Origin of the sequence: Shewanella livingstonensis (assembly GCF_003855395.1) — a bacterium.
Taxonomy (GTDB): Bacteria; Pseudomonadota; Gammaproteobacteria; order Enterobacterales; family Shewanellaceae; genus Shewanella; species Shewanella livingstonensis.
Map to the genome: position 1 here is coordinate 1,147,750 of NZ_CP034015.1, position 15,438 is coordinate 1,163,187.

The 15,438-nt window shown below is 42.6% G+C and carries 12 protein-coding genes; 8 read left to right on the forward strand and 4 right to left on the reverse strand.

Annotated features, from left to right (window positions below; all coding sequences use genetic code 11):
• The first annotated feature begins 58 nt into the window (after window positions 1-58).
• The 3 genes from cysI to EGC82_RS05015 all read left to right on the forward strand — a co-directional run bounded on the left by cysI (window position 59) and on the right by EGC82_RS05015 (window position 5,275).
• Window positions 59-1,750: an assimilatory sulfite reductase (NADPH) hemoprotein subunit gene (gene cysI / locus EGC82_RS05005; RefSeq protein WP_124729781.1), complete on the forward strand. Its 1,692-nt coding sequence runs from the start codon at window positions 59-61 to the stop codon at window positions 1,748-1,750.
• On the forward strand, window positions 1,743-2,534 hold the full coding sequence (locus EGC82_RS05010) for a phosphoadenylyl-sulfate reductase (RefSeq protein ID WP_124729782.1): 792 nt from the start codon (window positions 1,743-1,745) through the stop codon (window positions 2,532-2,534). Before cysI ends, EGC82_RS05010 begins: the two co-directional genes overlap by 8 nt.
• Before the next feature lie 1,016 nt (window positions 2,535-3,550).
• Window positions 3,551-5,275 (forward strand): hypothetical protein, encoded by a 1,725-nt coding sequence (locus tag EGC82_RS05015; RefSeq protein ID WP_124729783.1) that lies wholly within the window; start codon window positions 3,551-3,553, stop codon window positions 5,273-5,275.
• 96 nt (window positions 5,276-5,371) lie between these two features.
• Here the strand turns inward: EGC82_RS05015 and EGC82_RS05020 are convergent, their stop codons facing one another.
• Window positions 5,372-6,262 carry a phospholipase A gene (locus tag EGC82_RS05020; protein ID WP_244212538.1) on the reverse strand — a complete coding sequence of 297 codons (891 nt, stop codon included), beginning with the start codon at window positions 6,260-6,262 and terminating at the stop codon, window positions 5,372-5,374.
• 284 nt (window positions 6,263-6,546) lie between these two features.
• Between EGC82_RS05020 and cobA the strand changes: the two genes are divergently transcribed.
• The 5 genes from cobA to cysC are packed head-to-tail and all read left to right on the forward strand — an operon-like array spanning window position 6,547 to window position 12,243.
• Entirely contained in the window at window positions 6,547-7,380 is an 834-nt protein-coding gene (gene cobA / locus EGC82_RS05025; RefSeq protein WP_124729785.1) for a uroporphyrinogen-III C-methyltransferase, read from the forward strand.
• Between the two features lie 54 nt (window positions 7,381-7,434).
• The gene (cysD, locus tag EGC82_RS05030) at window positions 7,435-8,343 is read left to right on the forward strand and encodes a sulfate adenylyltransferase subunit CysD (RefSeq protein ID WP_124729786.1); all 909 of its coding nucleotides are present in this window, start codon (window positions 7,435-7,437) and stop codon (window positions 8,341-8,343) included.
• Window positions 8,344-8,403: 60 nt separating this feature from the next.
• Window positions 8,404-9,846 carry a sulfate adenylyltransferase subunit CysN gene (cysN, locus tag EGC82_RS05035; RefSeq protein WP_124729787.1) on the forward strand — a complete coding sequence of 481 codons (1,443 nt, stop codon included), beginning with the start codon at window positions 8,404-8,406 and terminating at the stop codon, window positions 9,844-9,846.
• Between the two features lie 3 nt (window positions 9,847-9,849).
• Window positions 9,850-11,574: an SLC13 family permease gene (locus EGC82_RS05040; protein ID WP_124729788.1), complete on the forward strand. Its 1,725-nt coding sequence runs from the start codon at window positions 9,850-9,852 to the stop codon at window positions 11,572-11,574.
• A 45-nt stretch (window positions 11,575-11,619) separates the two neighbouring features.
• The gene (gene cysC / locus EGC82_RS05045; RefSeq protein ID WP_124729789.1) at window positions 11,620-12,243 is read left to right on the forward strand and encodes an adenylyl-sulfate kinase; all 624 of its coding nucleotides are present in this window, start codon (window positions 11,620-11,622) and stop codon (window positions 12,241-12,243) included.
• A 158-nt stretch (window positions 12,244-12,401) separates the two neighbouring features.
• Here cysC and EGC82_RS05050 read toward each other — a convergent pair whose 3' ends face one another.
• From EGC82_RS05050 to EGC82_RS05060, 3 genes are all read right to left on the reverse strand, one after another.
• Window positions 12,402-13,568: a membrane dipeptidase gene (locus tag EGC82_RS05050; protein WP_124729790.1), complete on the reverse strand. Its 1,167-nt coding sequence runs from the start codon at window positions 13,566-13,568 to the stop codon at window positions 12,402-12,404.
• 27 nt (window positions 13,569-13,595) lie between these two features.
• On the reverse strand, window positions 13,596-14,051 hold the full coding sequence (locus tag EGC82_RS05055) for a SufE family protein (protein WP_124729791.1): 456 nt from the start codon (window positions 14,049-14,051) through the stop codon (window positions 13,596-13,598).
• 65 nt (window positions 14,052-14,116) lie between these two features.
• On the reverse strand, window positions 14,117-15,406 hold the full coding sequence (locus EGC82_RS05060) for an aminotransferase class V-fold PLP-dependent enzyme (RefSeq protein ID WP_124729792.1): 1,290 nt from the start codon (window positions 15,404-15,406) through the stop codon (window positions 14,117-14,119).
• Window positions 15,407-15,438 lie beyond the last annotated feature (32 nt).

Consider the following 15,438-nt stretch of genomic DNA (forward strand, 5'->3'; position numbering starts at 1 on the left):
TAAATCTAGCAACCCAATCGCACTACTGAATTGAACAGAATTAAGAGAGGCCCTGGCCATGAGTGAGCAAAAGTTAGCGTTAAACGAATACTTAAAAATCGACAGTGATTATTTACGCGGCGATATTCAGGAGGGTTTAGACACCCAAGTGACGGGATCGTTTAGCGATGGCGATCAGCAGTTGATCAAATTCCACGGTTTTTATCAGCAAGATGACCGCGACTTACGTAATGAGCGTAAAGAGCAAAAATTAGAGCCGCTGCACAGTTTTATGCTACGAGCTCGTGTACCTGGTGGTATTTGTACTCCACAGCAGTGGTTAGAAGTTGATAAAATTTCATCTACGCTAACCACCTCAAATAGTATTCGTTTAACCACGCGTCAAACGTTTCAGTACCACGGCATTCCTAAGCGTAATTTAAAAACCTTGATCCAGGGTCTTGATCGCGCCGCACTCGATTCTATTGCTGCTTGTGGTGATGTAAACCGTAACGTGATGTGTAACCCAAACCCGGTTGAATCTAAGTTACATGCGCAGGCTTACGCGGTTGCCAAGCATTTATCTGACCATTTATTACCACACACTCGCGCTTACGCTGAGATTTGGCTAGATGAAGAAAAGCTATTAGGCACCGAAACGGTTGAGCCTGTTTATGGCAAAACCTATTTGCCTCGTAAATTTAAGATGGCGGTTGCGGTTCCTCCACATAACGATGTCGACGTGTATACCAACGATCTTGGTTTTATCGCGGTAGCAGACGCCGGTGAACTGATTGGTTTTAACTTAGTTGCGGGTGGCGGTATGGGTTCTACTCATGGTGAAGTAGAAACGTTCCCACGTTTAGCCGATGATTTGGGCTTTATTAAAACCGCTGATGTGACCAAATTTGCTGAAGCGGTGATGACGGTTCAGCGTGATTGGGGTAACCGTGTTGTGCGTAAGCGTGCCCGTTTAAAGTACACCATTGTTGACCATGGTCTTGACGCGTTTAAAGCCGAAGTTGAAAAACGTGCTGGGGTGAATTTTGAGCCAAAGCGTGAGGTGATCATTGGCGATCGCGGCGACCGTTATGGTTGGGTTGAAGGCATCGACAATAAATTCCACTTAACGTTATTTATTGAAAGTGGCCGTATTAAAGATATGCCAGGTCAAACCTTGCAAACCGGTTTACGTGAAATTGCCAAAATCCATAAAGGCGATTTCCGTATGACATCTAATCAGAACATGATTATTGCTGGTGTCGCTGCACAAGACAAAGCGGAAATTGAAGGTTTAGCACGTAAGCACGGCTTATTAGGCCAGGTGTTAAGTGGTACTCGCGGGCATTCAATTGCCTGTGTAGCATTACCAACTTGCCCATTAGCGATGGCAGAAGCTGAACGTTACTTCCCAGAGTTTATCGATCACATCGATGCACTACAGGCAAAACATGGCATTAGCGAGCAGTCAATTGTGGTGCGTATGACGGGTTGTCCAAACGGTTGTGCCCGTCCATTTGCTGCCGAAATTGGCTTAGTGGGTAAAGCGCCAGGGCGTTACAATTTGTATTTAGGCGCCAGCTTTGAAGGCACACGTTTAAATAAAATGCATAAAGAAAACATTCAAGAAGCAGAAATTTTAGCTGAATTGGATGGCTTGTTTGGCCGCTACGCCACTGAACGTGATGCTGGCGAAACCTTTGGTAACTTCACTGTACGCATTGGCGTTGTGAAGGCGGTTATAGACGCCGCTAAGGATTTTCATGCTTAATGACGTGGTAACGACTGCATCTACTGATGCGGGCGTCGATCATTCTGTTACTCCCGCTCAACTGCAGGCGTTGTTATCAGCGCCTAAAGCAGAGCAAACGGCTGCGCTAGAAAACATTAATCAATTTTTAGCGGGATTAACGGCGCAGCAACGAGTGGCTTGGGGTTTAGCCTATTTACCGGGCGGGCATGCATTATCGTCAAGTTTTGGTATTCAAGGTGCGGTAATGCTGCACATGGTGACCCAGGCGCAGAGTGATATTCCGGTGATATTAACTGACACCGGTTATTTGTTCCCAGAGACTTATCAATTTATTGATCAGTTAACTGAGCGCTTAAACCTCAATCTTAACGTGTACCAAGCGGGCCAAACCCAAGCGTGGCAAGAAGCCCGTTTTGGCAAACTGTGGGAGCAGGGGATTGATGGTCTAGAAAAGTATAACCGAATCAATAAAGTTGAGCCTATGCAACGTGCATTAGCTGAATTAAATGTCGGTACCTGGTTTGCAGGCTTGCGTCGTAGCCAGTCTAGCACCCGTGAAGCATTGCCGATTTTAGCCATTAGTGGTAAACGTTTTAAGTTGTTACCTATCATTGAGTGGAGCAATAAAGACGTGCACCTGTACTTAACTGAGCTTGACTTGCCATACCACCCATTGTGGGAGCAAGGCTATGTGTCGGTAGGCGATACTCACTCTAGTAAGCCGCTTGAGTTAGGCATGTCTGAAGAAGACACCCGCTTTAACGGTTTACAGCGTGAATGTGGTTTGCACTTCGATATCTAGCTATGAAGTGATTTGAGACCTTGTACTTCATTCATCCGCAGTTAACTGCGGATGAATACGTTTTACTGGATCAATATTCTATTTCAATGTGTATGAGTCACCTTCGCTGGTGATACTAAAGTCTCTTCAAGTAGCCCATGACCGCTAATAGGGTTGAATTTACTTGCCATAGATTCGTTTGATGAGCAAATCCCCTTTGTTATCAGAGCAACCTGTACGCTTGAAAGCAGAGGCTTAGCTCCGAATCGTTTATATCGAGTTCAATCACTTCTTTTTTCAATCTAAAATTATCCGCATCGTGACAAATTAACGTAAACATAGGCAACAGAATGACTCTTAGTCATTCATAAGATTGAATTATCAGAGTAAGAAACGCTATTTTATCGTTTTGTAATATCATAGGGCCACAGTATCAATAGTTATGGAGGGTGTTTCTGATTAATGATTCGTTTTGTACCGGATGGCGCTATAAATAGCTGATATATGAGTTATGAATCAACAAGGATTAAAGTTTATTTAAATTTTCATGCAATGGTGCCGATAGTAGTCTAGATTTAGTTGTTCCTGTAGATGGTTTTTGTCGACGTTTTAGGATTGCTTTTGCAGTCCACGTACCTTCAAAAGCTTCGCTCGCGTCCTCGAGCATATTGATTGACTTGTTAGCGTATAAGCAATCGATTAGGTTATTCCCGATAACTCTGCTGTTTTTCGTTGTGTAGAGTTATCGGGAAAACGTAGGTTATATACTGCCTGGCAATGTTCATCGTATTCCCCCTCGCTAAACGCATTGAATAATAAGCTGCCTTTTGGGGCATTTTTAGGTGTTCACTCGTGTAGTTTTTAGTATAAATACCCCCCAATAAGGCAACATCTAATGCGCTCTTTAACATTTAATGTTAAATTAATCCGCAGTTTATCGGTGTAATCGATACTGCTTATCCTAAAAAGATAATAAATTTTTTAACACTAACTCATTTCATGGAAGAGTTAACAATAATATAAATTGGAGTTTATCGATGAATAAAATGGCAATTGCTGCTGTGGTATTAGCTGTTGGTGCTGGTGGATATTTTCTGTCGCAACAAGGGACGTCAGTGGTTAAAAACGACCCAATGTTGGACTATATTCCTGCTGATACATTAGCGTTTTCTGGGCAGTTAGTTCCATTTCCGTTAAAAGATTATCTGTATAGCATTGCAGGTAATTACCAAGCTTATGATCTGGATAAAATGCTGTCGCTAGATGATAGCTCTTCAGCTCAAGAGCGCTTTTTTATCAGTTTATATAAGCAATACATGACTGTGTTGCCAGAGCCTGAAACCTTACTATCAACATACGGCTTACCTGATTCGATTAAGAGTTATTTTTATACCCTAGGCGCATTGCCAGTAATGAAAATTGAGCTCAGTAATCCTGCAGCATTTTGGGCGGAGCTAGATCGCGCCGAGCAGGAAAGTGGCTTAACTCATACAATGGGCAAATCTGGTTCTGTTGAATATCGTGGTTATGCATTAACCGATGTTGATGAGAAAGAGCAAGCTGATATTGTGTTTGCTGTTAAAGATGGCTGGTTAACGGTGACATTGAGTACATCATTTACCCAAGCTGAATTGCTAGAAACCGCCTTGGGTGAGAAGAAAGTTGACCATCCAATTAGCGAAACGACAATATTACAAGACATCGCTAAAAATCATGGCTTTATGCAAGACAGCATTAGTTTTATTAACCATGTTGAATTGGTTAAAGGATTAACATCGACAGACGGTAATATGCTGGCTAAGCAAATGACCAAGATGATTGAAATACAGGGCGAAGATCCATTTGCAGAAATGAAAACACCTGTGTGTCAAACTGAATTAAATGCGATTGCTGCTAATTGGCCGCGCAGTGTAATGGGGTTAAATTCATACTCCATTACGCGTGAAGAAAGCACTATTGATGCGGTTATGGTCGTTGAAAGTAACAACCAAGTAATCTTGTCAGCACTTAATAAAATGCGTGGTTTTGTGCCATCATTTGCCAGTAATGATCATGATAATATCTTATCGGTGGCACTTGGTATTGATGTTAATCAATTGGCACCAGCATTGAACGAAGTGTGGAAAGATTTACAAACACCGCAATATCAGTGTGCTGCGCTGGCCCAAATGCAAGCACAGCTTAGTGAGTTAAACCCTGCAATGTTAGGTATGATGACTGGCATGGCTAATGGCGTTAAAGGCATTAGCGTAACAATAGCTGATTACAAGCTAGCCGACAATAATGGCCAAGCTGGCTTTGAAAAATTAGATGCATTAATTAGTGTCTCGGCTGAGAAACCAATGATGTTAGTGGATATGCTTAAGCCATTTTATCCACCACTTGCGAATATAGATTTAAAAGACAATGGTGATCCGGTCGATATTACTCCAATGTTAATGTTACCGCCTGAACTAGGTGTTAGTGCTAAATTGGCGATCAAGGGTAGTCATTTAGTCGCTTATACTGGTGACAGAGGTACTGAACTTGCTGATTTGATGTATAAGCAATCACTTGAGTCTAATGGGTTTTTTAATATGTCTGTTGACTATCAGAAAATGTTTGCTCCATTAGTCGACATGGCTGAAATGAGTGGCGAGCCGATGCCAGAAGAGTTACTTATGTTAAAAGATTACGATATGCGTTTAAATATGTCGGTAGATTTTACCGATAAAGGCATTGTGATTGGTTCTAAGGTCAACAGTAAAGCGAATGTTAAATAACGCTTACGCTTGTTGATTCAGTCATACGAGTAATAAAAAAGGTGACCAATGTGGTCACCTTTTTTGCATCTACTGTTTAATCGTATTAATACAAGGCTACAGCAGGTCGTTTAGCGCAATACCAATACCAATGCGCTGATTATGTTGGCTGTAATCGATAAGGCTTTCACCGTAACCATTAAAGTATTGAGTATAGACACGTAACGTACCAATAATTGGGTAGCTCCAGGTCATTTCAACAGCACCACGATTGGTTTCGCGTAAGTTGTTGCGCAGCAGCATAGTAAAACGATGCTCACCTAAACCGTAAACGCCAGTGAGTTCAAAGTTGCCCATGTAACTGCCAATGTCTGGATTGTCATCACCTTTTACGGCATTCACATCTTCTTTTTCATCTTCAGGAATACGCCACCAGACTTTAAGCCCTAATGCGAAAGGGCCTTTGTCAAATACCGCATTACCGTATATTCGATTCCAACTGCGTGATAATTGGTTGGTTTGGCCATTAGATTGATGCACAGCACCAAAACCTAAAAATGAATTGGTAAAACCACCAATTTTCCAATCATTATTAAATAACATAAACACTTCTGGTTCGTGGTTAGTTTCACGAAACGGTGATGATGCATCTCGGTTGTAGACTTGCCAGTAAGATTGATTGGTGTAGGCAAAAAATAAATGACCATTATCACCAAAAACATTATACATAATGGGAAACTTAAAACTGATTTGAAACTTTGCTTCTAGATTATCAATAGTGAAATCTTCATCTGGGTATTTAATTTCAAATGGCAACGAATTCGTGCGTGTTTGATACGTTACTGGAAGCAAGTAGTTTGCCTTGTGGGGCGTGATCACAAATGGCTTTTCAGATGTTGCTAACTCTTTTTTTACGCGTTGATCGACTAATGAGTCTTCAGCAAGAGCGAGTGAGCTATAGCCAAGTAACAACAACGAGAGTCCAAGATATTGAGTGCTTTTTATCATTGCATCATCCATAAGCATAATTAATGGTAATTTTTAATGTGATTTTTAGTATCAGTATTTTTTCGACGTACATTGTTATCAATTGCCAGAGGTTTGTCGAATTAAGTTAACAATTCTTTTCATAACAACGCGTCATTGTACACATATTGGCATGTCAAATAGATTAAACCGCGAACAAATCGTTTGATATGCTATTTAGTTATAAAAACTAACTTTTAACTATTGTATATGGAATATGGAAAACGCTATATTTGACCATAGTCAAATATCTTGAGGTTAATGTGATGGAATTAGTATCTATGCCAGGGCAAAAAGCCAAAGGCAAAGTGTGGTTAGTCGGCGCCGGTCCTGGCGACGTTGAGCTGCTGACGCTAAAAGCCTACCGTATCCTTAAGAATGCTGATGCGGTGTTATATGACGCATTAGTTAGCCAAGATATTTTAGATTTGATCCCTAGTCAGGCTGAAAAAATAGCAGTGGGTAAGCGTGCTGGCAAACACAGTGCGGCTCAAGGTGAAATTAATCAGCTACTAGTGACGAAAGCGTTTACTCGTAAAAACGTCGTGCGTTTAAAAGGTGGCGATCCATTTATTTTTGGCCGCGGCGGCGAAGAGTTACAAACCTTAGTTGCAGCAGGTATCGCTTTTGAAGTGGTTCCAGGTATTACGGCCGCCAGCGGTACGTCTGCTTATGCAGGTATTCCGTTAACGCATCGTGATTATGCCCAAGGCGTTACCTTTATTACCGGCCACTGTCAGTTAGCGAGTCGCCCGATGGACTGGCAAGGTTATGCTAATTCAAATAATACCTTAGTGGTGTATATGGGCATATTAAACGCCAATATTATTAGTGATGGTTTGATTGGTGCTGGACGTAGTGCTGATACGCCAGTGGCCATTGTGTCTAATGCGACGACCTCATCACAACAGCGGTTTATCGGTAAGTTAGGTGAACTGGCTCAATTAGCTGCCGATCCCGCTTTGCAGATGCCTGCGCTGATGATTATTGGTGAGGTTGTAGAGTTAGCCGACAGCTTAAATTGGTTTGATCCCGTCACTACGCAACAAAAAATGGCTCAACAAAAAACAGATTTAGACACAGCCGCTAAAGCGCTGTAGTCGAATAATTTAACCCGCTGTTATATGCAGCATATTAGGTAATGGAGAATCATCATGGCAGGCCGTTCGTTAAGCCATTTACAACAACTGGAAGCCGAAAGCATCCAGATTATCCGTGAAGTAGCAGCTGAGTTTGGTAATCCTGTCATGATGTACTCGATAGGTAAAGACTCATCGGTAATGCTACATCTTGCGCGTAAAGCATTTTACCCAGGCAAAATTCCATTCCCATTATTGCATGTTGACACGGGTTGGAAATTTAAAGAAATGATCGCGTTTCGCGATGCGCAAGCAAAAAAGTTTGGTTTTGAGTTACTGACCCATACCAACCAAGAAGGTGTTGAACAAGGCGTAGGTCCATTTACCCATGGCAGTGCTAAGCACACCGATATCATGAAAACCCAAAGCTTAAAGCAAGCCTTAAATCAATATGGTTTTGATGCTGCTTTTGGTGGTGCGCGCCGCGATGAAGAAAAATCTCGTGCTAAAGAGCGAGTCTATTCATTCCGTGACAAACACCATCGCTGGGACCCTAAAAACCAACGTCCAGAGTTATGGCGCACTTACAACGGTGCAGTAAACAAAGGCGAGAGCATTCGAGTGTTCCCTTTATCTAACTGGACTGAGCTCGATATTTGGCAGTACATCTACCAAGAGAATATCGAAATCGTGCCGTTATATTTTGCTGCGCCTCGTACTGTAGTGAACAAAGGTGGCCAGCTCATTTATAAAGATGATGATCGTATGCCTATTGAAGAGGGCGATGTTGAATCGGTTGAACGAGTGCGTTTTAGAACTTTAGGTTGTTATCCGCTAACGGCGGCGATGCCGTCAGAAGCCGATACCTTAGAAAAAATTATTGAAGAGATGCTGTTAACTCGTTCAAGTGAACGTCAAGGTCGCTTAATTGATTCAGACCAAAGTGCGTCAATGGAGCAGAAAAAGCGTCAAGGCTATTTCTAAGCAATTGAACATGATTGTTTTACCCATCCAGCATGCGAACGAATTTGAGTGAGAAAGATTATGGACCAAGCAAAAACAAATACCGACCGTATGGCGGCAGAGATCCAGCTGCACGGCGTTAAAGAATATTTAGCATTACAACAGAATAAAGGCTTACTGCGTTTTTTAACTTGTGGCAGTGTCGATGATGGTAAAAGTACCTTAATTGGTCGTTTACTGCATGACAGCGCACAAATTTATGAAGATCAGTTTGCTAGCCTAAAAAGTGACAGCGCTAAAATGGGTACTACTGGCGAAGCCATTGACCTTGCATTATTGGTAGACGGTTTACAAGCTGAGCGTGAGCAAGGCATTACTATTGACGTGGCTTACCGGTATTTTTCCAGTGAAAAACGTAAGTTCATTATTGCTGATACCCCAGGCCATGAACAATACACTCGCAACATGGCAACGGGTGCGTCAACTTGTGATTTAGCCGTGATTTTGGTTGATGCGCGTTATGGGGTGCAAACGCAAACTAAGCGTCATGCATTTATCGCGTCTCTACTTGGTTTACGTCACTTTGTTGTTGCGGTAAACAAAATGGATTTAGTCGATTTTGACCAAACAATATTTAACCAAATTCAAGCAGACTTTGCTGAGTTTGTGAAAGACTTTGGTGATCTCGACATTCACTATGTGCCGTTATCAGCGTTAAATGGCGACAACGTGGTTAATCGCAGTACGCAATGTGATTGGTATCAAGGCGGTACGTTACTTGAGCTACTTGAAACCATCGACACCCAGCGTGAGCTAAGTGAGCTACCGGTTCGTTTCCCAGTGCAATACGTATTACGTCCAAACTTAGATTTTCGTGGTTTCTCGGGTACGTTAGCGTCTGGCATCATTAAAGTGGGCGATGAACTCGTTGCATTGCCATCAGGAAAACGCAGTAAAATTGAACGTATTGTGACATTTGATGGCGATTTACCAGAAGCTGTAGCAGGTCAAGCCATTACCATTACCCTTGAAGATGAGATTGATATTTCACGTGGTGATTTACTGGCTCATCCGGCAACCGCGCCAGATATTGCTAACCACATTGTGGCAGACCTAGTGTGGATGGATGAAAAGCCACTACAAATCGGTCAGTTGTATGATGTCAAAGTAGCGGGCAAGAAAACCCAAGCTGTGGTAAGCGAGATTGAATACATTATTGATGTAAATACTCTTGAGCGCAGCGCAGCAAACACATTAAGCCTAAACAGTATTGCCCGCGTTAAGTTAGATTTAACCGAATCGATAGTATTAGATGCCTATAGTTTAGTGCGTGACACTGGCGGAATGATTTTAGTTGATCGTTTATCTAATGCTACCGTTGCTGCTGCTATGGTCGTTAGTGGTCATCAAGGCGAGAAGCAAATTAACACTGAATTTAGTCCATTTGAAGTCGAGTTTAATGCGTTAGTACGTAAGCATTATCCACATTGGAATGCGCGCGATATTAGCCTACTTGGAAAATAAATAATGAGCGAAATATGGTTGTTAGCGATTATCTTGTTAGCACTGGTCGGTGGGCTGCTTGCTGGGCTTGCAACACCGGCTGCCATGTTTTTTTTCGCTTCGTTAGTTTGTTATATCCTCGGACTCGTGGACTTAAATGTAGCGCTTGGCAGCTTTACTAATAACGGCCTAATTACGTTAGTTTTGTTAGTACTGGCTGCCACAGCACTAGAGAAAACCTCATTACTGGGTAAATTAAGCCAAGTGATTGGCAAAGGTTCATTATTTTCAACCTTAGCCAAGTTAGGCATATCGACAGCGTTATTGTCATCGTTTACCAATAATACCGCGGTAGTCGCTTCGTTAATTGGTGTAGTGCGCCGCAACCAAGCACATGCGCCTTCTAAATTATTGTTGCCGTTAAACTACGCCGCAATTTTAGGGGGCACGCTCACGCTAATTGGTACCTCTACCAATCTGATTGTTAATTCATTTGTTGAAAACGCCGGTCTTGAGCCTTTAGGTTTTTTTGAGTTTACACAAGTAGGCTCATTAGTCGTTATCAGTGGTTTAGTCGTGTTAACCATTATGGCTAACTTTTTACCCGATAGACGTGAAGAGTCCGAAGTTGAGACGTTACCTTATCTATTGGAAGCTCATGTGGCTAAAACGTCTACCCTAGTGGGTAAAAGCGTGATAGATAATCGTTTGCGTGCACTTAAAAAACTGTATTTAGTTGAGTTAGAACGCAGCGGTATTCGTATTTGCCCTGTGCCACCGCAAATGGTATTGCAAGCCGATGATGTACTACGTTTTAGTGGTGCGGTTGAGTCGGTTGAGCTATTGCATCAGTTTGATGGTTTAGAGTGGTTTGGTAAGCAGCATGCTAAAGGCCAGAATTTGGTTGAAGCTGTGCTAGCGCCATCATCAAGTTTAGTGGGAACAACCTTAAAAGACTCGCGTTTTCGGGAAGTGTTTGATGCTGCCGTGATGGCCATTCGTCGTGGGCATTTACCGTTAAAAGGGGGGCTTGGTGATATCGTATTACAACCGGGTGATGTATTACTGTTAACGCCGGGTGACCGTTTTTCTAAATGCCCTAATTTAACCACCGACTTTGCTGCGATCAGTGGCTTAGATTTAAGTGTCCGCTTAGATGAAAAACGCGGTAATTGGGTGTTGATTGGTTTTGCGTTAACCATAGTGGCCAGTATTTTTGATGTATTACCGTTAGCCAAAGGCTTGGTTTTACTGTTGCTCAGCTACGTAGCGATTGGTGCGATAACCTTAACTGAGCTTAAACGTCGCTTCCCGCTGGAATTAGTGGTTATTGTAGGCAGTGCCTTAGGCTTAGCTAACTTAATGGTGACAACCGGCCTCGCAGATGTCATGGCACAAGCATTATTAAGTGTGTTCAATGGATATGGTGTATTTGCTGCTTTTGTGGGGATTTATCTGATTACCTTAATTGTGACAGAGTTAATTACCAACAACGCTGCAGCAGCACTGGCGTTTCCGGTAGCTTATGCAGTAGCTACCAGTTTTGGCGTCGATCCGCGGCCGTTTATTATGGCGGTGGTATTTGGTGCAAGCGCGAGCTTTATTTCGCCTTACGGCTATCAAACTAATCTCATGGTATTTAATGCCGGTAATTATAAATTAAGTGACTTTGTGCGCTTAGGTTTACCGTTATCCATCGTATATTCATTAGTAGTTATTTTTTCGATTCCGTATTTTTTCCCGTTTTAACAAAGAATTGTAGTGTGGTGTAATAACCACTTGATAGGAGTAGTGATGAGCAATATTGTTTGGCATCAACATGCCATTGACCAAGCTGCCCGTGGCGCCCAAAAAGGCCAAAATCCAGTATTGTTATGGTTTACGGGATTATCTGGCTCGGGTAAATCAACCCTTGCTGGCGCATTAGAACGGGCGTTATTTGAATACGGTTTTCATACCTATTTACTTGATGGTGATAATGTTCGCCATGGTCTGTGTAACGACTTAGGTTTTAGTCTTGAAGACCGTGACGAAAATCTTCGTCGTGTCGGCGAAGTGGCGAAACTGATGGTTGATTCAGGCTTAGTCGTGCTATCGGCATTTATTTCGCCGACTCGTGAAGAGCGCGATCGCGTCCGGGCATTATTCCCGCAAGGACAATTTGTTGAAGTGCATGTGTCTACGCCGCTAAGCGTATGTGAATCGCGTGATCCCAAAGGGTTATACGCTAAAGCTCGTAAAGGCGAAATCACTAATTTTACTGGAATATCATCACCTTACGAAGTGCCAGAATCTGCAGAGTTAACCATTGATACCAGTAAAGGTGATCTTGATACTCAAGTGAATGGATTAATGGCGTACTTAAAAGCCATAGAGGTACTTAATCCACCAAGAGAAATCGCTGGTGCAGGCATTTAAACGGCACCAAATCGATAATTAAATTGATAACCGAATCGACAACTAAATCGACAACTAAATCTAGAATATAAAAAGGGCTGATGTGTTATATAACATCAACCCTTTTTTATTGAGTCTCTGTTGCTGCAAGCGCTTAAACACTGAGCATTTTTGATCTATTAAACCAATACTTGTTTGAGCACTCTTTGCCAGTTTCCACCCATAAAACGATCGCGATCGGTCGATTTGAAACGAGCTTTTTTCAAGGCATCGTCGATGCGGCTCATGCGGTCGATACTATTGAACTCGGGTATTACCACATGCTTGGGTTCAACATCAAAACCTAATACATTTTTGTCTTCTAAGCTGTGCCACCATTCTAAGTATTCTTTTATCCCTTCGCTGTTATCGTTATTTAACCCCAACAGGTTTTCTTGGCCACGAAGTGGGAAATCATTGGCGATGGCGACGCAATCAAAGCCGCCCACTTTAGCAATATAAGCAAGTTGCTTTATGTAGTCTTCTATCGTTGGAATTGGCTTGTTAGTCAGCCAAAAGCTCATCATAAACACTCCAAATACGCCGCCGCTATCACCAATCGCACGGATTACTTCATCGGGTGAGCAGCGGGCATTATTGACAATAGCGCGCGCAGCACCATGGCTTTGCACTACAGGAGACTGGCTGGCTTTTATTGCATCAAGGGCCGTTTGGGCACTTGAGTGACTCACATCGATAAGAATATTTTTCCGATTAAGCTCTGTTATGAGCTCGCGCCCAGCAGCTGTTAATGGAGTATTCAAACTATTTAAGCCGTTATTATCTAATGCACCACCGGCAAAACGATTACCATAATGGTGGGTTAATTGTAGAACCCGTAAACCTTGTTGATGTAAATTATCTAACTGTTGCCACTGAGTGCTTAAACCATCATTTTCAACACAATCAGCACCTTGAATTTGAAAAAACACCGCAGTTTGTTGTTGTGTTCTGGCTTGACTAATATCCGTGCCGGTAAGCCCTTGCAGGTACACGTCTGGATTGGCTTTTACAGAGTTAGCCGCTTGTTTAATGCTGTTGATGCAGGCTTGATAAGTGCGTTTATAATTTTTGGTTCCATCAGCTTGTTCAATGGTTTCAACGGCCGAAATATCGGCAATAAAGGCATCGAGCTTAGAGGCTTTAACATCATTGATGTCGGTGGGTAGAAAGGATAAACCATCAATGTATAAACGACGTGGTTTAGCTGCCCATGCAGGAAGCGAGCTTAAAGGGCTTAATAATGTGGCTGCTCCAAGGCCTTTTAAGATATGACGGCGAGCTTGGTTACAGACTTTTTGAGTCATTATTATTCCTTAGTGTTGGCAGGTGTTTCATGTACCAACATCATGTGTATAGGCAACGATGGCTTGTGCTAACGCAGTTAAACCATTGGTACGAGATGGACTTAATTGGCCACTGAGTCCGAAACGTGCAAAGTATTGTTTTACATCAAATTGTTGTATTTTGTTAGTGCTTTTACCTTGGCACGCGACCAATAATAATCCCATTAAGCCTTTTACAATACGTGCATCGCTATCTGCGATATAAAAATGCTGCCCATTGATCATGTAATGGTACAACCAAGCCTGGCTTTCACAGCCTTTAACTTGTGCATCTGCCTGTTTAAATTCTACAGCTAACGGCGGTATTAATTTACCGAGTAACATAATCTGACGGTATTTATCTTGCCAGTTATGGGCTTGCTCAATGAGGTTAACGGCTTCAACTAATTCATCCGATAAAGGCGAAAATAACTGCGGTGAAGGTACGGCACTTGGGTTTAACATGGTAGTTCAATTAACCTCGGCTGTAGATAATAGATGTATCTGGATCAGCGTGTTGTACTTTAACACTATAACAATAACTCTTTTACAGCATTAAGTGCATGAATAAATTGATCAACATCTTGCTTATTAGTATAGATGCCTATTGATGCACGGCAACAGCCGCCTAAATTAAGGCTGGTCATTAGTGGCATAGCGCAATGATGACCACAACGAACGGCCACAGCTTGTTGGTCGAGTAAAATCCCCACATCTTGGTGATGTTCACCTTGCAGATTAAAAGCCACAGCACCAATATTATGGCGTTGACCATCAGCGCAGTGCTTATCACCAGAGTGCTTATCATTGGCAATACCATATAATTCGATAGCGCCAAGTTGTTGCAGTTGCTGCTGTAAATAGCGCAGCAATTGTTGTTCATGTGCAAGTATTTGCTCGCGTGGCAATTGCTGTAAAAAATGAATGGCAGCCCCTAGGCCAATCACTTCTGCGATAGCGGGCGTTCCAGCTTCAAGGCGATTTGGTAACGCACCAAACTCAGTCTGCTCAAAACTCACGGTTTTAATCATCTCGCCGCCAGTGAGCATTGGGGTTAATTTATCGAGCTCTGTATATCGACCATATAAAATACCCACCCCAGTTGGTCCATACATTTTATGGCCTGAAAACACATAAAAATCACAATCAATTTGTTGTACATCAACGGGTAAATGGGCAATCGCCTGAGCGCCATCAACCAAGGTTAGCGCGCCGACGGCTTTGGCTTTTGCGACTAGCTCATTGACTGGGTTTAATGTGCCCAAGGCATTTGACACATGGCATAGTGCAACCACTTTAGGCTTCAGCATTAATAGTTGATCAAAAGCGGCTATATCCAGTTGCGCGTCTGTTGTCAGCTGGATCGGTTTGATCACCGCGCCGGTGCGTTTTGCCAGTTCCTGCCAAGGAACAATATTGGCGTGGTGGGCTGCGGTATCAATTAATATCACATCATTTGGCTTGATTTGTGACGTCAGTCCGTAGGCCACCATATTGATCGATTCTGTGGTGCCGTGGGTAAAAATGATTTCGTCTTGACGCTGGGCGTGGATAAATTCAGCCACTTGTTGACGAACCGCTTCATATTGTTGAGTTGCCCGTGCAGACAATTGATGCGCCGCACGGTGCACATTGGCGTTGTTGAGTTGGTAGTACTCGGTCATCGCATCAATGACCGCTTGCGGCTTTTGGCTCGTTGCTGCGGTGTCTAAGTAACACAAAGGATGATCGCCAATGGTCTGTTTAAGCGCCGGGAATTGATCGCGTAGTGCTTGATGATCAAATAAAACGGCAGACGATAATGACGATGCAGACTTCATAAATAAGGGTTTCTGTATTGAAAATAAAAGGC